Source organism: Pseudomonas edaphica, assembly GCF_005863185.1.
In the GTDB taxonomy this organism is placed as follows: domain Bacteria; phylum Pseudomonadota; class Gammaproteobacteria; order Pseudomonadales; family Pseudomonadaceae; genus Aquipseudomonas; species Aquipseudomonas edaphica.
The window spans coordinates 1-11,693 of record NZ_VBVZ01000156.1 but is presented as its reverse complement, the minus strand read 5'-3'; the positions used below and the strand labels follow the sequence as shown (position 1 = coordinate 11,693).

13 protein-coding genes are annotated in these 11,693 nt (G+C 61.1%); 2 read left to right on the top strand and 11 right to left on the bottom strand.

Annotation, left to right across the window (positions count from 1 at the left end; translation table 11 throughout):
- The 11 genes from FEM54_RS12620 to FEM54_RS12570 all read right to left on the bottom strand — a co-directional run.
- Nucleotides 1-283, bottom strand: a 283-nt coding sequence (locus FEM54_RS12620) for a DUF2878 domain-containing protein (protein WP_138451172.1), incomplete at its 3' end; no start/stop codon positions are given.
- A complete protein-coding gene (locus tag FEM54_RS12615) occupies nucleotides 276-1,547 on the bottom strand; it encodes an SAM-dependent methyltransferase (protein ID WP_099549226.1) in 1,272 nt (423 codons plus the stop codon). The genes FEM54_RS12620 and FEM54_RS12615, both read right to left, overlap by 8 nt.
- Nucleotides 1,534-2,343, bottom strand: a complete 810-nt coding sequence (locus tag FEM54_RS12610; protein WP_138451171.1) for a DUF1365 domain-containing protein — start codon at nucleotides 2,341-2,343, stop codon at nucleotides 1,534-1,536. Before FEM54_RS12610 ends, FEM54_RS12615 begins: the two co-directional genes overlap by 14 nt.
- On the bottom strand, nucleotides 2,340-3,587 hold the full coding sequence (locus FEM54_RS12605; RefSeq protein WP_017137628.1) for an NAD(P)/FAD-dependent oxidoreductase: 1,248 nt from the start codon (nucleotides 3,585-3,587) through the stop codon (nucleotides 2,340-2,342). Before FEM54_RS12605 ends, FEM54_RS12610 begins: the two co-directional genes overlap by 4 nt.
- Nucleotides 3,584-4,366, bottom strand: a complete 783-nt coding sequence (locus FEM54_RS12600) for an SDR family NAD(P)-dependent oxidoreductase (protein WP_017137627.1) — start codon at nucleotides 4,364-4,366, stop codon at nucleotides 3,584-3,586. Before FEM54_RS12600 ends, FEM54_RS12605 begins: the two co-directional genes overlap by 4 nt.
- The gene (locus FEM54_RS12595; RefSeq protein ID WP_017137626.1) at nucleotides 4,363-4,785 is read right to left on the bottom strand and encodes a nuclear transport factor 2 family protein; all 423 of its coding nucleotides are present in this window, start codon (nucleotides 4,783-4,785) and stop codon (nucleotides 4,363-4,365) included. The genes FEM54_RS12600 and FEM54_RS12595 overlap by 4 nt, the downstream gene beginning before the upstream one ends.
- Nucleotides 4,778-6,220, bottom strand: a complete 1,443-nt coding sequence (phrB, locus tag FEM54_RS12590) for a deoxyribodipyrimidine photo-lyase (RefSeq protein ID WP_017137625.1) — start codon at nucleotides 6,218-6,220, stop codon at nucleotides 4,778-4,780. The genes FEM54_RS12595 and phrB overlap by 8 nt, the downstream gene beginning before the upstream one ends.
- On the bottom strand, nucleotides 6,221-7,150 hold the full coding sequence (locus tag FEM54_RS12585; RefSeq protein WP_017137624.1) for a MerR family transcriptional regulator: 930 nt from the start codon (nucleotides 7,148-7,150) through the stop codon (nucleotides 6,221-6,223).
- A gap of 3 nt (nucleotides 7,151-7,153) precedes the next feature.
- Nucleotides 7,154-8,113, bottom strand: a complete 960-nt coding sequence (locus FEM54_RS12580) for a YbgA family protein (RefSeq protein ID WP_017137623.1) — start codon at nucleotides 8,111-8,113, stop codon at nucleotides 7,154-7,156.
- A gap of 113 nt (nucleotides 8,114-8,226) precedes the next feature.
- Nucleotides 8,227-8,442: a TIGR02450 family Trp-rich protein gene (locus tag FEM54_RS12575; RefSeq protein WP_017137622.1), complete on the bottom strand. Its 216-nt coding sequence runs from the start codon at nucleotides 8,440-8,442 to the stop codon at nucleotides 8,227-8,229.
- The gene (locus FEM54_RS12570; RefSeq protein ID WP_017137621.1) at nucleotides 8,439-9,425 is read right to left on the bottom strand and encodes an NAD(P)/FAD-dependent oxidoreductase; all 987 of its coding nucleotides are present in this window, start codon (nucleotides 9,423-9,425) and stop codon (nucleotides 8,439-8,441) included. The genes FEM54_RS12575 and FEM54_RS12570 overlap by 4 nt, the downstream gene beginning before the upstream one ends.
- A gap of 238 nt (nucleotides 9,426-9,663) precedes the next feature.
- Between FEM54_RS12570 and FEM54_RS12565 the strand changes: the two genes are divergently transcribed.
- Together FEM54_RS12565 and hemH are read left to right on the top strand one after the other, a co-directional pair.
- Nucleotides 9,664-10,563 (top strand): TIGR01777 family oxidoreductase, encoded by a 900-nt coding sequence (locus tag FEM54_RS12565; RefSeq protein ID WP_017137620.1) that lies wholly within the window; start codon nucleotides 9,664-9,666, stop codon nucleotides 10,561-10,563.
- A gap of 14 nt (nucleotides 10,564-10,577) precedes the next feature.
- The gene (hemH, locus tag FEM54_RS12560; protein ID WP_138451169.1) at nucleotides 10,578-11,603 is read left to right on the top strand and encodes a ferrochelatase; all 1,026 of its coding nucleotides are present in this window, start codon (nucleotides 10,578-10,580) and stop codon (nucleotides 11,601-11,603) included.
- Nucleotides 11,604-11,693 lie beyond the last annotated feature (90 nt).

Below are 11,693 nucleotides of genomic sequence, written 5' to 3'. Positions count from 1 at the left end.
GCGTGGTGGCGAGCAGTGCCCATAGCATGATTAGCCAAAAGGGAATCAGCGGCCCTGGAAAACCGAAGTGAAACACGCCAAAGGTACGCAACGAGGTATCGACTACGGTACCCAAAAGGGTCACGGCCAGGAGCACTTGGCCGTCTTCAGACCATGAGCTTGTCCACAGCAGGTGGATGACCAGCACACCAGCGCCCACCCATAACCAACGGGTGTCACCGCCCAGCACACAGGCAAACCAACCGCACTGGAACAGCACGGCATTGGCCAGCGTTTTAAGCACTGAAACGCCCGAGCAACGGCGGGTTGATCGCCGCAGGCTTGGCCAGCAGCAACTGCGCGGTACCGATCGTTCGCTCCATAAACCCACCTTCGCAGTAGCACAAGTAGAATTCCCACAGACGCAGGAAGTATTCATCGTAGCCCAACTCGGCAAGGCGGCCATGGGCGCGACGGAAGTTCTCATGCCACAGGCGCAAGGTGCGCGCGTAGTGCAAGCCGAAGTCTTCCATGTGCAGCAGGTTCATGTCGGTGTCGCGGCTGACGATCTGCAACATGTTCTGCACGGAAGGCAGGGCGCCACCGGGGAAAATATAGCGCTGGATAAAGTCGACGCTGTTCTTGGCCTGCTCAAAACGCTGCTCACGAATGGTGATGGCTTGCAGCAGCATCAGGCCGTCGCTTTTGAGCAGGTGCGCGCATTGCTTGAAGTAGGTGGGCAGGAAGCGATGGCCGACCGCTTCGATCATCTCGATGGACACCAGCTTGTCGTACTGACCGGTCAGGTCGCGATAATCTTGCAGCAGCAGCTTCACCTGATCCTTGAGGCCCAAGGCCTCGATGCGTTTTTCGGTGTAGGCAAACTGTTCTTTGGACAAGGTCGTGGTGGTGACCTTGCAGCCATAGTGCTGCGCCGCATACAACGCCATGCTGCCCCAGCCGGTGCCGATTTCGAGCAAATGGTCAGTGGGTTTGAGCGCAAGCTTCTGGCAGATGCGTTCCAGCTTGTTCAACTGCGCCTGTTCCAGGCTGTCGTCGGGCGTCAGGAACTGCGCCGCCGAATACATCATGGTCGGGTCGAGGAATTCCTCGAACAGGTCGTTGCCCAGGTCATAGTGGGCGGCGATATTTTTCTGCGAGCCCTTGCGGGTGTTGCGGTTAAGCCAGTGCAGGCCTTGGGTGAACGGTCGCGCCAAGCGCGCCAGGCCGCCTTCCATTGCGTCAAGCACATCAAGGTTGCTGACCATCACACGCACCACGGCGGTGAGGTCCGGGCTGCTCCAGTAACCGTGGATAAACGCCTCGCCGGCGCCGATCGAACCATTGGCGGCCACCAAGCCCCAGACCGCCGAATCGTGGATCTGGATTTCGCCCAACAGATGCGCTTCGCGTGCGCCGAACACCTGGCGTTCACCCTCTTCAATCACTACCAACTGGCCGTGGCGCAGTTGGCTGAGCTGGCGCAGCACACCTTTGCGCAACAGCGCACTGGTCACGCCGTTGACGTTCAGGCGGTTGGTCTTGACCGATAAGCTAGGGGATTTCATGGCGGCGATCCTTGGTATACCCGACTGCGGTGCGAGAGGCGCCATCGGCGGCCTGATGGGAAAAAATCGGTGTGCGTTTGAGTAACAGGCGCATGGCTTGCCAGTAAATCGCCAGGCAGGTCTTGGCGGTCATCCACGGGAAGCGCCACAGGTAACGGTGCAGGCTGGCGCGGGTCAGCGTTTCTTTTTGCAGACTCAAGGTGGCGTCGAAGACTTTTTGCGTGCCCTGCCAATCGGCCATGTGCACACCAAGCCTGTCGGCCGGCGGGCTGAAACTCATGCGGTATTCCAGGTCGCGGGGTAAAAACGGCGACACATGGAACGCCTTGGCCACGGCGAAGTGTTGGTGTTCTTCGGCGCCGATCGCCTGGGCCGGCAACACATAGTGGTAACGCTCGCGCCACGGGGTGTTGGTTACTTCACACAGGATCGCGGCCAGTTGCCCGTCGGCCTCGAAGCAGTAGAAGAAACTCACCGGGTTAAAAGCCAGGCCCCAACTGCGGGCCTGGGTCAGTAGGCAGATAACGCCCCGGGGCTCGCGCCCCAGTGCCTTGCCGACTTCCTGGCGCACGGCATCGCTCAAGCTCATGCCGTGACGCGTGAATTCACGCAGGTAGTCCTGCTGGCGAAAGCCGAAGGGCGCCAGGCGGCTGTTGCCGGCCAGGGGTGATAGGCCGAGCACTTCGTCTTGTTCGCTCAAGTCCAGGTACAGCAGGCCGATGCGGTAGCGAAAGGCGTGGGCCTTGGGCGCAAACCGGCGATGGGCGATCCAGCCGCTGTACAGGGCGCTGTTCATAGGGTTTCGCCAAAGGCCTGGGCCACGCGTAATGCGCTGCTCACGCCGTCTTCATGAAAACCGTTGGCCCAGTAGGCGCCGCAGTAAAAGGTGTGCCGCGCACCGTGCAATTCTTCCCAGCGGTTTTGTGCGGCCACTGCCGCCAGGCTGTATTGCGGATGCGCATAGGTGTAGCGCGCGAGGATCTTCAGCGGGTTGATCATCGGCGTCTGGTTGAGGCTGACGCAAAAGGTGGTGTCGCTGTGGATGCCTTGCAGGATGTTCATGTCGTAAGTGACGGCCGCCTGGGTTTGCGCGCTGCCGCTCAGGCGATAATTCCAGCTGGCCCAGGCCAGTTTGCGATCGGGCAGCAGGCGCGTGTCGGTGTGCAGCACCACGTCATTGTCGGCGTAGGGCAGGGCACCAAGAATGTCCTGCTCAGCCTGGCTCGGGTCGGCCAGCAACGCCAGGGCCTGGTCGCTGTGACAGGCGAACACCACGCGGTCAAAGGTCTCGCTGCCGGCGAGGCTGTGGATAACCACGCCGTCGCCTGTGCGTTCGACTTTATCCACAGGGCAATTGAGGCGGATCTGCTCGCGAAAACTGCGGGTCAAAGGTTCGATATAACTGCTGGAACCGCCTTCGATCACGCACCATTGCGGCCGATTGCTCACCGATAGCAACCCGTGGTTCTTGAAGAACCGCACAAAGAATTGCAACGGAAAACCGAGCATGTCCGCCAGCGACATCGACCAGATCGCCGCGCCCATCGGCACGATGTAATGGCGGATAAAGCGTGGGCCATAACCCCCGGCTTCGAGGTAGTCGCCCAGGGTCATATCGGCGCTGATGCGTTGCTCTTGCAGGTCCAGCGGTGCCTGGCGATTAAAGCGCAGAATGTCGCGCAACATGCCCCAGAATCCCGGCGAGAGAATATTGCGGCGCTGGGCAAACAGGCTGTTGAGGTTATTACCGTTGTACTCGAAACCTGCGTTCTGGTCGCACACCGAAAAGCTCATTTCGGTGGGCTTGAAGGTCACGCCAATCTGCCCGAGCAGACGGATGAAATTAGGGTAGGTCCAGTCGTTGAACACGATAAAACCGGTGTCCACGGCATAGAGTTTACCTTTGACCGTGACGTTGACCGTGTGAGTGTGCCCGCCAATGCGCTCGCCCGCCTCAAACAGCGTGATGTCGTGGCGCCGGCTGAGCAGGTAAGCGCTGGTCAGCCCGGCGATACCGCTGCCGATGATGGCGATCTTCACAGGTCGTCCTTCTTCGGTGGCGGGCTGCGCAGCATGCGTTTGCCGATAATCAGTTGCGCGCGGTTGGGCAGTTTCGACAATGGCCACAAGGTGGCGATAAACATCGCCGGGAAGGCGATTTCCAGCGGGCGCTTTTCCAATTTGGCGAAGATATGCCTGGCAGCCTTTTCGGCGGACCAGCTCAGCGGCATCGGGAAATCATTGCGTTCGGTCAGCGGGGTGTCGACAAAGCCGGGGCTGATCACCGTGACGTCGATGTTCTCCGGCGACAGGCTGATGCGCAGCGATTCGAACAGGTAACGCAGCCCGGCCTTGGACGCGCCATAGGCTTCGGCGCGTGGCATTGGCAGGTAGGTCACGGCGCTCGCAACGCCGACCAGATGTGGGGTGAGCCCTTTGCGCAACAGCGGCAGTGCAGCTTCGATGCAATAGCTGCTGGCAAGCAGGTTGGTGCGCACCACGTGCTCGACGATGGAGGAGTCGAATTGCCGGGCGTCGACATACTCACAGGTGCCGGCGTTGAGGATCACCGTGTCCAATGAACCCCAGACCTCGCCGATGCGTTCGCCGATCTCGCGCACGGTCTGGCTGTTGGTCAGGTCGCCGGCTACCACCAGCACTTGGCCTGGATAACGCTGGGCGAACGCTTCCAGCGGGCCTTTGCTGCGCGAGCTGAGCGCCACATGCGCGCCACTGTTGAGCAGTTCGACGGCCAGTGCGGCACCGATGCCACTGCTGGCGCCGGTCAACCAATAACGGCGGGGCGGTACAAGGCTCATCCCATTCTCCTTTTTAGCCAACTGACCACACGGCCGACTACCGGTAAGTGTTCATAGAGCAACGCGCCCGCATCGAAATAATCGCGATGGCGGTAGACCTTGTCGCGCCACATCAGGTGCGAGCAACCTTCCACCCGGATTACCTTGCCATTGGCCAGGCGCGGGTGGCAAAAACTCATTTTCCAGCGCAGGTAGCCTTCACCTTCGGCGACCTGGTCGAAGCCATGGAAGTCAAAACGCAACTGGCTGATGTTGCTGTACATCTCGGTGAAGTAACCGCGCAAAGCGGGCAGCCCATGCACTTCGTGCAGCGGATCGGTGAAGGCAATGTCCTGGCTGTACAAGCTGTCGAGCAGGTGCAGGTTGTGCTTGTCCAGCGTGGTAAAGGCTTGGGCGAACCGGTGCAGGAAGTCACTCATGTTCGGCGACCTCCTGGCGTGAAGGCAGGTTGCGGAAGGCGGCGAGGGCGCGCTCGCGGGATTTTTTCAGGTCGACAATCGAGCGTGGGTAATCTGCCGCGCCGAACAGGCCACCGGCGGCTTCGGGGTTGTGCACTTCTTTTTTGTTCAGCGCCGCCAACTCTGGCAGCCAGTGCTTGATGAACACCCCTTCGCTGTCGAACTTTTCCGACTGGCTCAACGGGCTGAAAATCCGGAAGTACGGTGCCGCGTCGGTGCCGGTGGACGAACTCCACTGCCAGCCGCCGTTGTTGGCGGCCAGGTCGCCGTCGATCAAGTGGCGCATAAAGAAGCGCTCGCCTTCGCGCCAGTCGATCAGCAGGTTCTTGGTCAAAAACATCGCCACCACCATGCGCAGGCGATTGTGCATCCAACCGGTTTCCAGCAGTTGGCGCATGGCTGCGTCAATGATCGGCAGGCCGGTGCGCGCTTGCTGCCAGGCGGCCAAGTCCTTGGGCGCATCGCGCCAGGCCAGTGCCTCGGTTTCGGGGCGGAACGCACGGTGGCGTGAGACCCGTGGGTAACCGACCAGAATGTGTTTATAGAACTCGCGCCACAGCAACTCGTTGATCCAGGTGATGGCGCCGATATCGCCGCTTTCGAACTCGCCCTGGTTGGTTTGCAGGGCGGCGTGCAGGCACTGGCGCGGCGAAACCACACCGGCGGCGAGGTAGGCCGAGAGCTGGCTGGTGCCGGGTTTGGCCGGGAAGTCGCGTTCGTCTTTGTAGTAGCTGATCTGTTGGTCGGCGAAGGCGTCAAGGCGACGCCGGGCTTCTTCTTCACCGGCGGGCCAGAAAGCGCGCAAGGTCTCGCTGGGCGGCGCGAAACCGTCGACCTGATCCGGGATGGCGTCGCTGTGCACATCCTGCGGTGCCTGTTGTTGCGGCGTGGCCACCAGGCGCGGCAAGGCGCTGTGCAGGCGGCTGTAGCAGACCTTGCGGAACTGACTGAACACCTGAAAGTAAGTGCCGGTTTTGGTCAGCACGCTGCCGGGTTGGAAAAACAGTTGGTCGAGGTAACTGTGGAACGTCACACCGTCAGCCTCCAGGGCGTTGGCCACGGCCACATCGCGACGGCTCTCGTGGATGCCGTATTCCTCGTTGACGTGCACCGACTCCACTGACAGTTCCCGGCACAGTTTGCCCAGCACGGCGGGCGCCTGGTCCCAGGTGTCGGCGGTGCGAATCAGCAAGGGAATGTTCAGTTCGCCAAGGGCCTGGCTCAGGTGCTTGAGGTTACGCAGCCAGAAATCGACTTTGCAGGGTGCATCATCATGGGCCAGCCATTGCTGCGGCGTGATCAGGTACACGGCGGCAACCGGGCCGCGCTGGCAGGCGGCGGCGAGGGCGGTGTTGTCGTGTAGGCGCAAGTCGGTGCGCAGCCAGATCAAATGCATTTAGACAATTCCACGCTGGATCAGTAACTGGTGGGCTGACAAGGGGTCTTCGGCCACGAACAATTCAGGAGTGTCACGGGTTAATACGGCTAACTCGTCCTGGTGGATGCATACCGTTGGTCCGGCAATCAAAATTGGGCAACTGATGCCGCCCAACAGTTTGCCGAGTGCCGACAAGTGGAGGGCTTTGCTTGAGTACAGCAGCACCGCACGCGGTTGCAGGTGTTCCACGGCCAGGGCCAGTTCGCCGGTCGGCAAAGGCCAATCAAAAACCTCCACGGGGCAGTCGGCGCTGCTGGCCAGCCAGGCGCTAAGCCACAGGTGTGGCTCCAGGGGCACGTCTGACTGGTTGACCAGCAGCAACGGCGCGCCCTGGAGCTGGCGGTTGTTGTGGTAAATGCGCGCGCCGAACTTGCTGCGCAGCCAGGACAGAAAAAACACTCGCTCCATTTGCGCGCCGAACTGGCCCTGCCAGCGTTGCTCCAGCGCGTTGAGCAGCGGCAGCATCAATTGCTCACACAAGGTGCGCGGCGGGTACAGCGCCATGGCCTGGTTGAACAGGTCGTCGACCCGGCGTTCGGCCAATTCGCTGATTGCGGTGAGCAGTTTATGACGCAGCACATGCCATTCATTTTCGACGCTGTCGGGGCTGGCCTGGGCGGAATCGATCAAGCCTTTGACCTGGCTGACCGGCACACCACGGTTGAGCCAGGTCAGAATGGTGTGGATGCGTTGTACATGTTCGGCGCTGAACAGCCGATGGCCCTTGGGCGTGCGCTGGGGCACGATCAGGCCATAACGGCGCTCCCAGGCGCGCAGGGTCACGGCGTTGACGCCGGTCTGGCGCGCCACTTCGCGAATCGGCAGCCAGCCGTCTTCGATGGCTTGGGCGATGTCTTCGACAGGGTCGTCTTGCAGGGCAGGTGTCATGGTCTAGATCGCATTACGCAGGCTGAGGTTTTCCGGGTGCGGCTGCAGGTACGCCTGCTGCGCGATGTAGCGGTCCGGGTGTTGGCGAAAGTGATGTTTGAGCAAGGTCAGCGGCACCACCAGCGGCACGATGCCGGTGCGGTATTGGCCGATGACGGTTTGCATTTCCTGCTTGTCCTCGGCGCTGATGGCTTGTTTGAGGTAGCCGCTGATGTGTTGCAGCACATTGGTGTGGGTGCCGCGTGTGGCGCACTTTTTCAGGCCGGTCATCAACTCGCTGAAATAGCCGGCGGCCAGTTCATCCAGGTTGATGCTCTTGCCCATGCTGCCCAGCAGGTGGCCAAGGCTTTTGTAATGCACAGGGCTGTGGGCCATCAGCAGGTATTTGTAGCGCGCGTGGAACGCCAAAAGGCGGTGACGGGTGATGCCCTCAGCCAGCAATTCTTGCCAGCTGGCGTACACGAACACGCGGGTGAGGAAGTTCTCGCGCAGCACCGGGTCATTCAACCGGCCGTCTTCTTCCACCGGCAGGTTGGGGTGGCGTGCGCAAAACGCCTGGGCATAAATGCCGCGCCCGCCGCCATCAACGGGCGTGCCGTTGTCGCGGTAGACCTTGACCCGCTCCAGCCCGCACGACGGCGACTTCTGCATGAAGATGTAGCCGCACAGGTCTGTGTGTTCCACAGCCATCTGCTGGCCGTAAGCATCCAATGGCTGCGTCACATTGAGGTCACGGTGCACGGTGCCGACCGCCTGCGGGTGGGCAGGGTCGCCCACCAGGCGAATCGGTTCGCGGGGGATGCCCATGCCGATCGCCACTTCGGGGCACAACGGCACGAAGTCGAAATAGTCGGCGAGCGTTTGGCTGCACAGCAGGGATTGTTTGTGTCCGCCGTTAAAGCGCACGTTCTCGCCGAGCAGGCAGGCACTGATGGCGATCTTCGGTTTTGCGCTGCTGGACATGCTCAACCCTCTGCGAAATTCCTATACAGATTTATAACTCTGTACAATTAAATCTCATCATAGGTTTGATGCTGTACAAGTCAAATTGTTTGTATAAGTATTTTCAGCGCCCGCTATTTCCAACCCATGCGCCAGTCTTCGGCATTTTGCAGGGTTTGCCACGGGAGGCGTTCGGCGCGGCGGGTCATGACCGCTTGCAGCTCGATTTCGAGCACGGTGCCTTCGTCATCACGGAACAGTTCGGTGACGAGGAAGTGTTTTTCCTTGTTGCGCGGGCGTGCTGCTGTCCACTTCGACAACAGCAATTTCGTCGGGTTGAGGCGGTTCATTGCAGGTGTTCGATCAGGCGGCGTGCGGCCTCCTGGCCGCTGAGCCACGCGCCTTCGACCCGCCCGGACAGGCACCAGTCACCACACACATACAAGCCCAGGTCGGCGTCGGCCAGCACGCCAAATTCATGCCGCTCCGACGGCCTGGCGTAAAGCCAGCGATGGGCCAGGCTAAAGGACGGTGCGGGCATGGCGCTGTGCAGCAGTTCGGCGAAGGCGCCGTGCAGGTGTTCGATCACCGCCTCTTTGGGCAAGTCGAGATTGGCCTTGCTCCAGGCGCTGGTGGCATGCAACACCCAGGTGTCGAGGGTGGCGTCACGCCCGGGTTTACTGCGGTTGCGCGCCAGCCAGTCGAGCGGGCTGTCTTGCACAAAGCAGCCTTGCATCGGCGTATCCAGCGGCGTGTCAAAGGCCAGCGCGACGGCCCAGGTGGGGTCCATCTTCACCCCGGCGGCCGCACTTGCAAGCTTGGGCGCAGCGGCCAGCAGGGCGGTGGCCTGGGGCGCCGGCGTGGCAATGACTACGTGGCTGAACGGGCCATGATTGCCGCCGTCGGCGTCCAGCAGGTTCCAGTGCTGCTTGCCTTGGAACACTTCGGTGATGCGGCAACCGAACTCAACCGGCAAGTCGTCAAGCAGTGCGCGGGTAATGGCGCTCATGCGCGGCGTGCCGACCCAGCGGATCTGCTCGTCGGGGGAGGGCGTGAGCTGGCCGGACTTGAAGTTGTACAGCTGCGGTTTCCACTGTTCGGCCCAGCCGTTGCTTTGCCAGCGCTGTACTTCGTTGACGAAGCGCCGGTCGCGGGCCGTGAAGTATTGTGCGCCCATGTCCAACGCGCCGGCATCGCTGCGCTTGCTGGACATGCGGCCACCACTGCCACGGCTTTTATCGAAGAGTTGTACAACGTGCCCCGCGTCTCGTAACGCTCGGGCGGCGGAAAGACCGGCGATGCCGGTGCCGATGATCGCGATGGGAACAGTCATTGGGGGCCTCGTTTTACCTTTGGGTACAGACTACGCCGACACCCATAGCTGTACAATATTGTTTTTTGGTATAAGTTTTGGCGTACCTGTTCTAACGGCGTGACCTAAGGTTAAGGGTGAGGGGTTAAGAAGGAGGCCTGAACCGGCCTCTGAAACCAACGTAACGCCCACTTACAAAAGATCCATGCTTATAAAATAGACTAGCGATGGGCGGCAAACGTTACATGAGGAGAAACCCATGCATATTTTGCTGACCGGCGGTACGGGCTTGATCGGTCGCCAACTCTGTCTGCACTGGCTTGCCCAAGGGCATCGCCTGACCGTGTGGAGCCGCGAGCCGGATACCGTGGCCAAATGGTGCGGTGCCGAGGTGCTCGGTGTTGGCCGCTTGCAAGACGTGATCGGCACGGTGGATGCGGTGGTCAACCTGGCGGGCGCGCCGATTGCCGATCGCCCATGGACCAAAAAGCGCAAGGCATTGCTGTGGAGCAGCCGCATCGGCCACACCGAAACCTTGCTGGCTTGGATGCAAGGCCTGGCGCAAAAGCCGGCGGTGTTGATTTCCGGCTCTGCAGTAGGCTGGTATGGCGACGGCGGCGAGCGCGAACTGACCGAAGCCAGTGGCCCGGTGCAGGATGATTTCCCCAGCCAACTGTGCATCGCCTGGGAAGAAACCGCGTTGCGCGCCGAAGCCTTCGGCACCCGCGTGGTGCTGGTGCGCACTGGCCTGGTGTTGGCGGCCAAGGGCGGCTTTTTGTCGCGCCTGCTGCTGCCGTTCAAACTGGGGCTGGGCGGGCCGATCGGCAATGGTCGGCAGTGGATGCCGTGGGTCCATATCAAAGATCAAATCGCCCTGATTGATTTTCTTCTGCACAACGGCGACACCAGTGGTCCTTATAATGCCTGCGCGCCACACCCGGTACGTAATCGCGAGTTTGCCAACACCTTGGGCCAGGTGCTGCACCGCCCAGCGTTCATGCCGATGCCGGCGTTTGCCTTGAAGGTCGGCCTGGGCGAGTTGTCCGGGTTGTTGCTGGGCGGGCAGAAGGCCGTCCCCGAACGGTTGCTGGCCGCCGGTTTCACTTTTCAGTTCACTGAGTTGCACGCGGCACTGGAAGACTTGTCCAGCCGCCTCTAGCCATAGGATGTTGCATGACGGATCACGCGTTGTTACTGGTCAACCTGGGTTCACCGGCGTCCACTTCGGTGGCCGATGTGCGCAGCTACCTTAATCAGTTCCTGATGGACCCTTATGTGATCGACCTGCCGTGGCCGGTGCGGCGCTTGCTGGTGTCGCTGATCCTGATCAAGCGCCCTGAGCAATCGGCGCATGCCTACGCCTCGATCTGGTGGGAAGAGGGTTCGCCGCTTGTGGTCCTGAGCCGTCGCTTGCAAGCGCAAATGACCCAGCAGTGGACACACGGCCCGGTGGAGCTGGCGATGCGCTACGGCGAGCCGTCGCTTGAAACCACCCTCACGCGCCTCGCGGCTCAAGGCATTCAAAAAGTCACCCTGGCGCCGTTGTATCCGCAGTTCGCTGACAGCACCGTGACCACGGTGATCGAAGAAGCCAAGCGTGTGGTCCGCGACAAGAAGCTTAACGTGCAGTTTTCTATCTTGCAGCCGTTCTACGATCAGCCGGAATACCTCGACGCCTTGGTCGCCAGCGCCCGGCCGTACGTGGCACAGGAATTCGATCACTTGTTGCTGAGCTTCCATGGGTTGCCTGAGCGCCATCTGAAAAAACTCGACCCCACAGGCCAGCATTGCTTCAAGGATGCTGACTGCTGCAAGAACGCTTCGCCCGAGGTGCTTGCCACCTGCTACCGCGCCCAGTGCTTCAGCGTGGCGCGCGACTTTGCCGCGCGCATGGGCTTGCCGGAGGGCAAGTGGTCGGTGGCGTTCCAGTCACGGCTGGGCCGTGCCAAGTGGATCGAACCCTACACCGAGGCCCGCCTGGAGACCTTGGCCCAGCAAGGCGTGAAAAAGCTGCTGGTGATGTGCCCGGCGTTTGTAGCGGACTGCATTGAGACGCTGGAAGAAATTGGTGATCGCGGGCTGGAGCAGTTCCGCGAGGCAGGGGGCGAGGAGTTGGTGTTGGTGCCGTGCTTGAACGATGAGCCGCAGTGGGCGGTGGCGCTTAATACGCTGTGCGAGCGGGCGCCAGTAGCGCTGTAGTCCGAGTGTCGAAACGATAGAGATCAACTGTGGGAGCGGGCTTGCCCGCGATGGCGGTTTGTCAGTCGACATATTGGGTGACTGATAGGC

Excerpts from the sequence above, each read along its gene's own strand:
- FEM54_RS12570 (WP_017137621.1), bottom strand. The coding sequence starts at position 9,425 with ATGACTGTTCCCATCGCGATCATCGGCACCGGCATCGCCGGTCTTTCC.
- FEM54_RS12575 (WP_017137622.1), bottom strand. The coding sequence starts at position 8,442 with ATGAACCGCCTCAACCCGACGAAATTGCTGTTGTCGAAGTGGACAGCA.
- FEM54_RS12580 (WP_017137623.1), bottom strand. The coding sequence starts at position 8,113 with ATGTCCAGCAGCGCAAAACCGAAGATCGCCATCAGTGCCTGCCTGCTC.
- FEM54_RS12595 (WP_017137626.1), bottom strand. The coding sequence starts at position 4,785 with ATGAGTGACTTCCTGCACCGGTTCGCCCAAGCCTTTACCACGCTGGAC.
- hemH (WP_138451169.1), top strand. The coding sequence starts at position 10,578 with ATGACGGATCACGCGTTGTTACTGGTCAACCTGGGTTCACCGGCGTCC.
- FEM54_RS12585 (WP_017137624.1), bottom strand. The coding sequence starts at position 7,150 with ATGACACCTGCCCTGCAAGACGACCCTGTCGAAGACATCGCCCAAGCC.
- FEM54_RS12565 (WP_017137620.1), top strand. The coding sequence starts at position 9,664 with ATGCATATTTTGCTGACCGGCGGTACGGGCTTGATCGGTCGCCAACTC.
- FEM54_RS12610 (WP_138451171.1), bottom strand. The coding sequence starts at position 2,343 with ATGAACAGCGCCCTGTACAGCGGCTGGATCGCCCATCGCCGGTTTGCG.
- FEM54_RS12600 (WP_017137627.1), bottom strand. The coding sequence starts at position 4,366 with ATGAGCCTTGTACCGCCCCGCCGTTATTGGTTGACCGGCGCCAGCAGT.
- FEM54_RS12615 (WP_099549226.1), bottom strand. The coding sequence starts at position 1,547 with ATGAAATCCCCTAGCTTATCGGTCAAGACCAACCGCCTGAACGTCAAC.
- phrB (WP_017137625.1), bottom strand. The coding sequence starts at position 6,220 with ATGCATTTGATCTGGCTGCGCACCGACTTGCGCCTACACGACAACACC.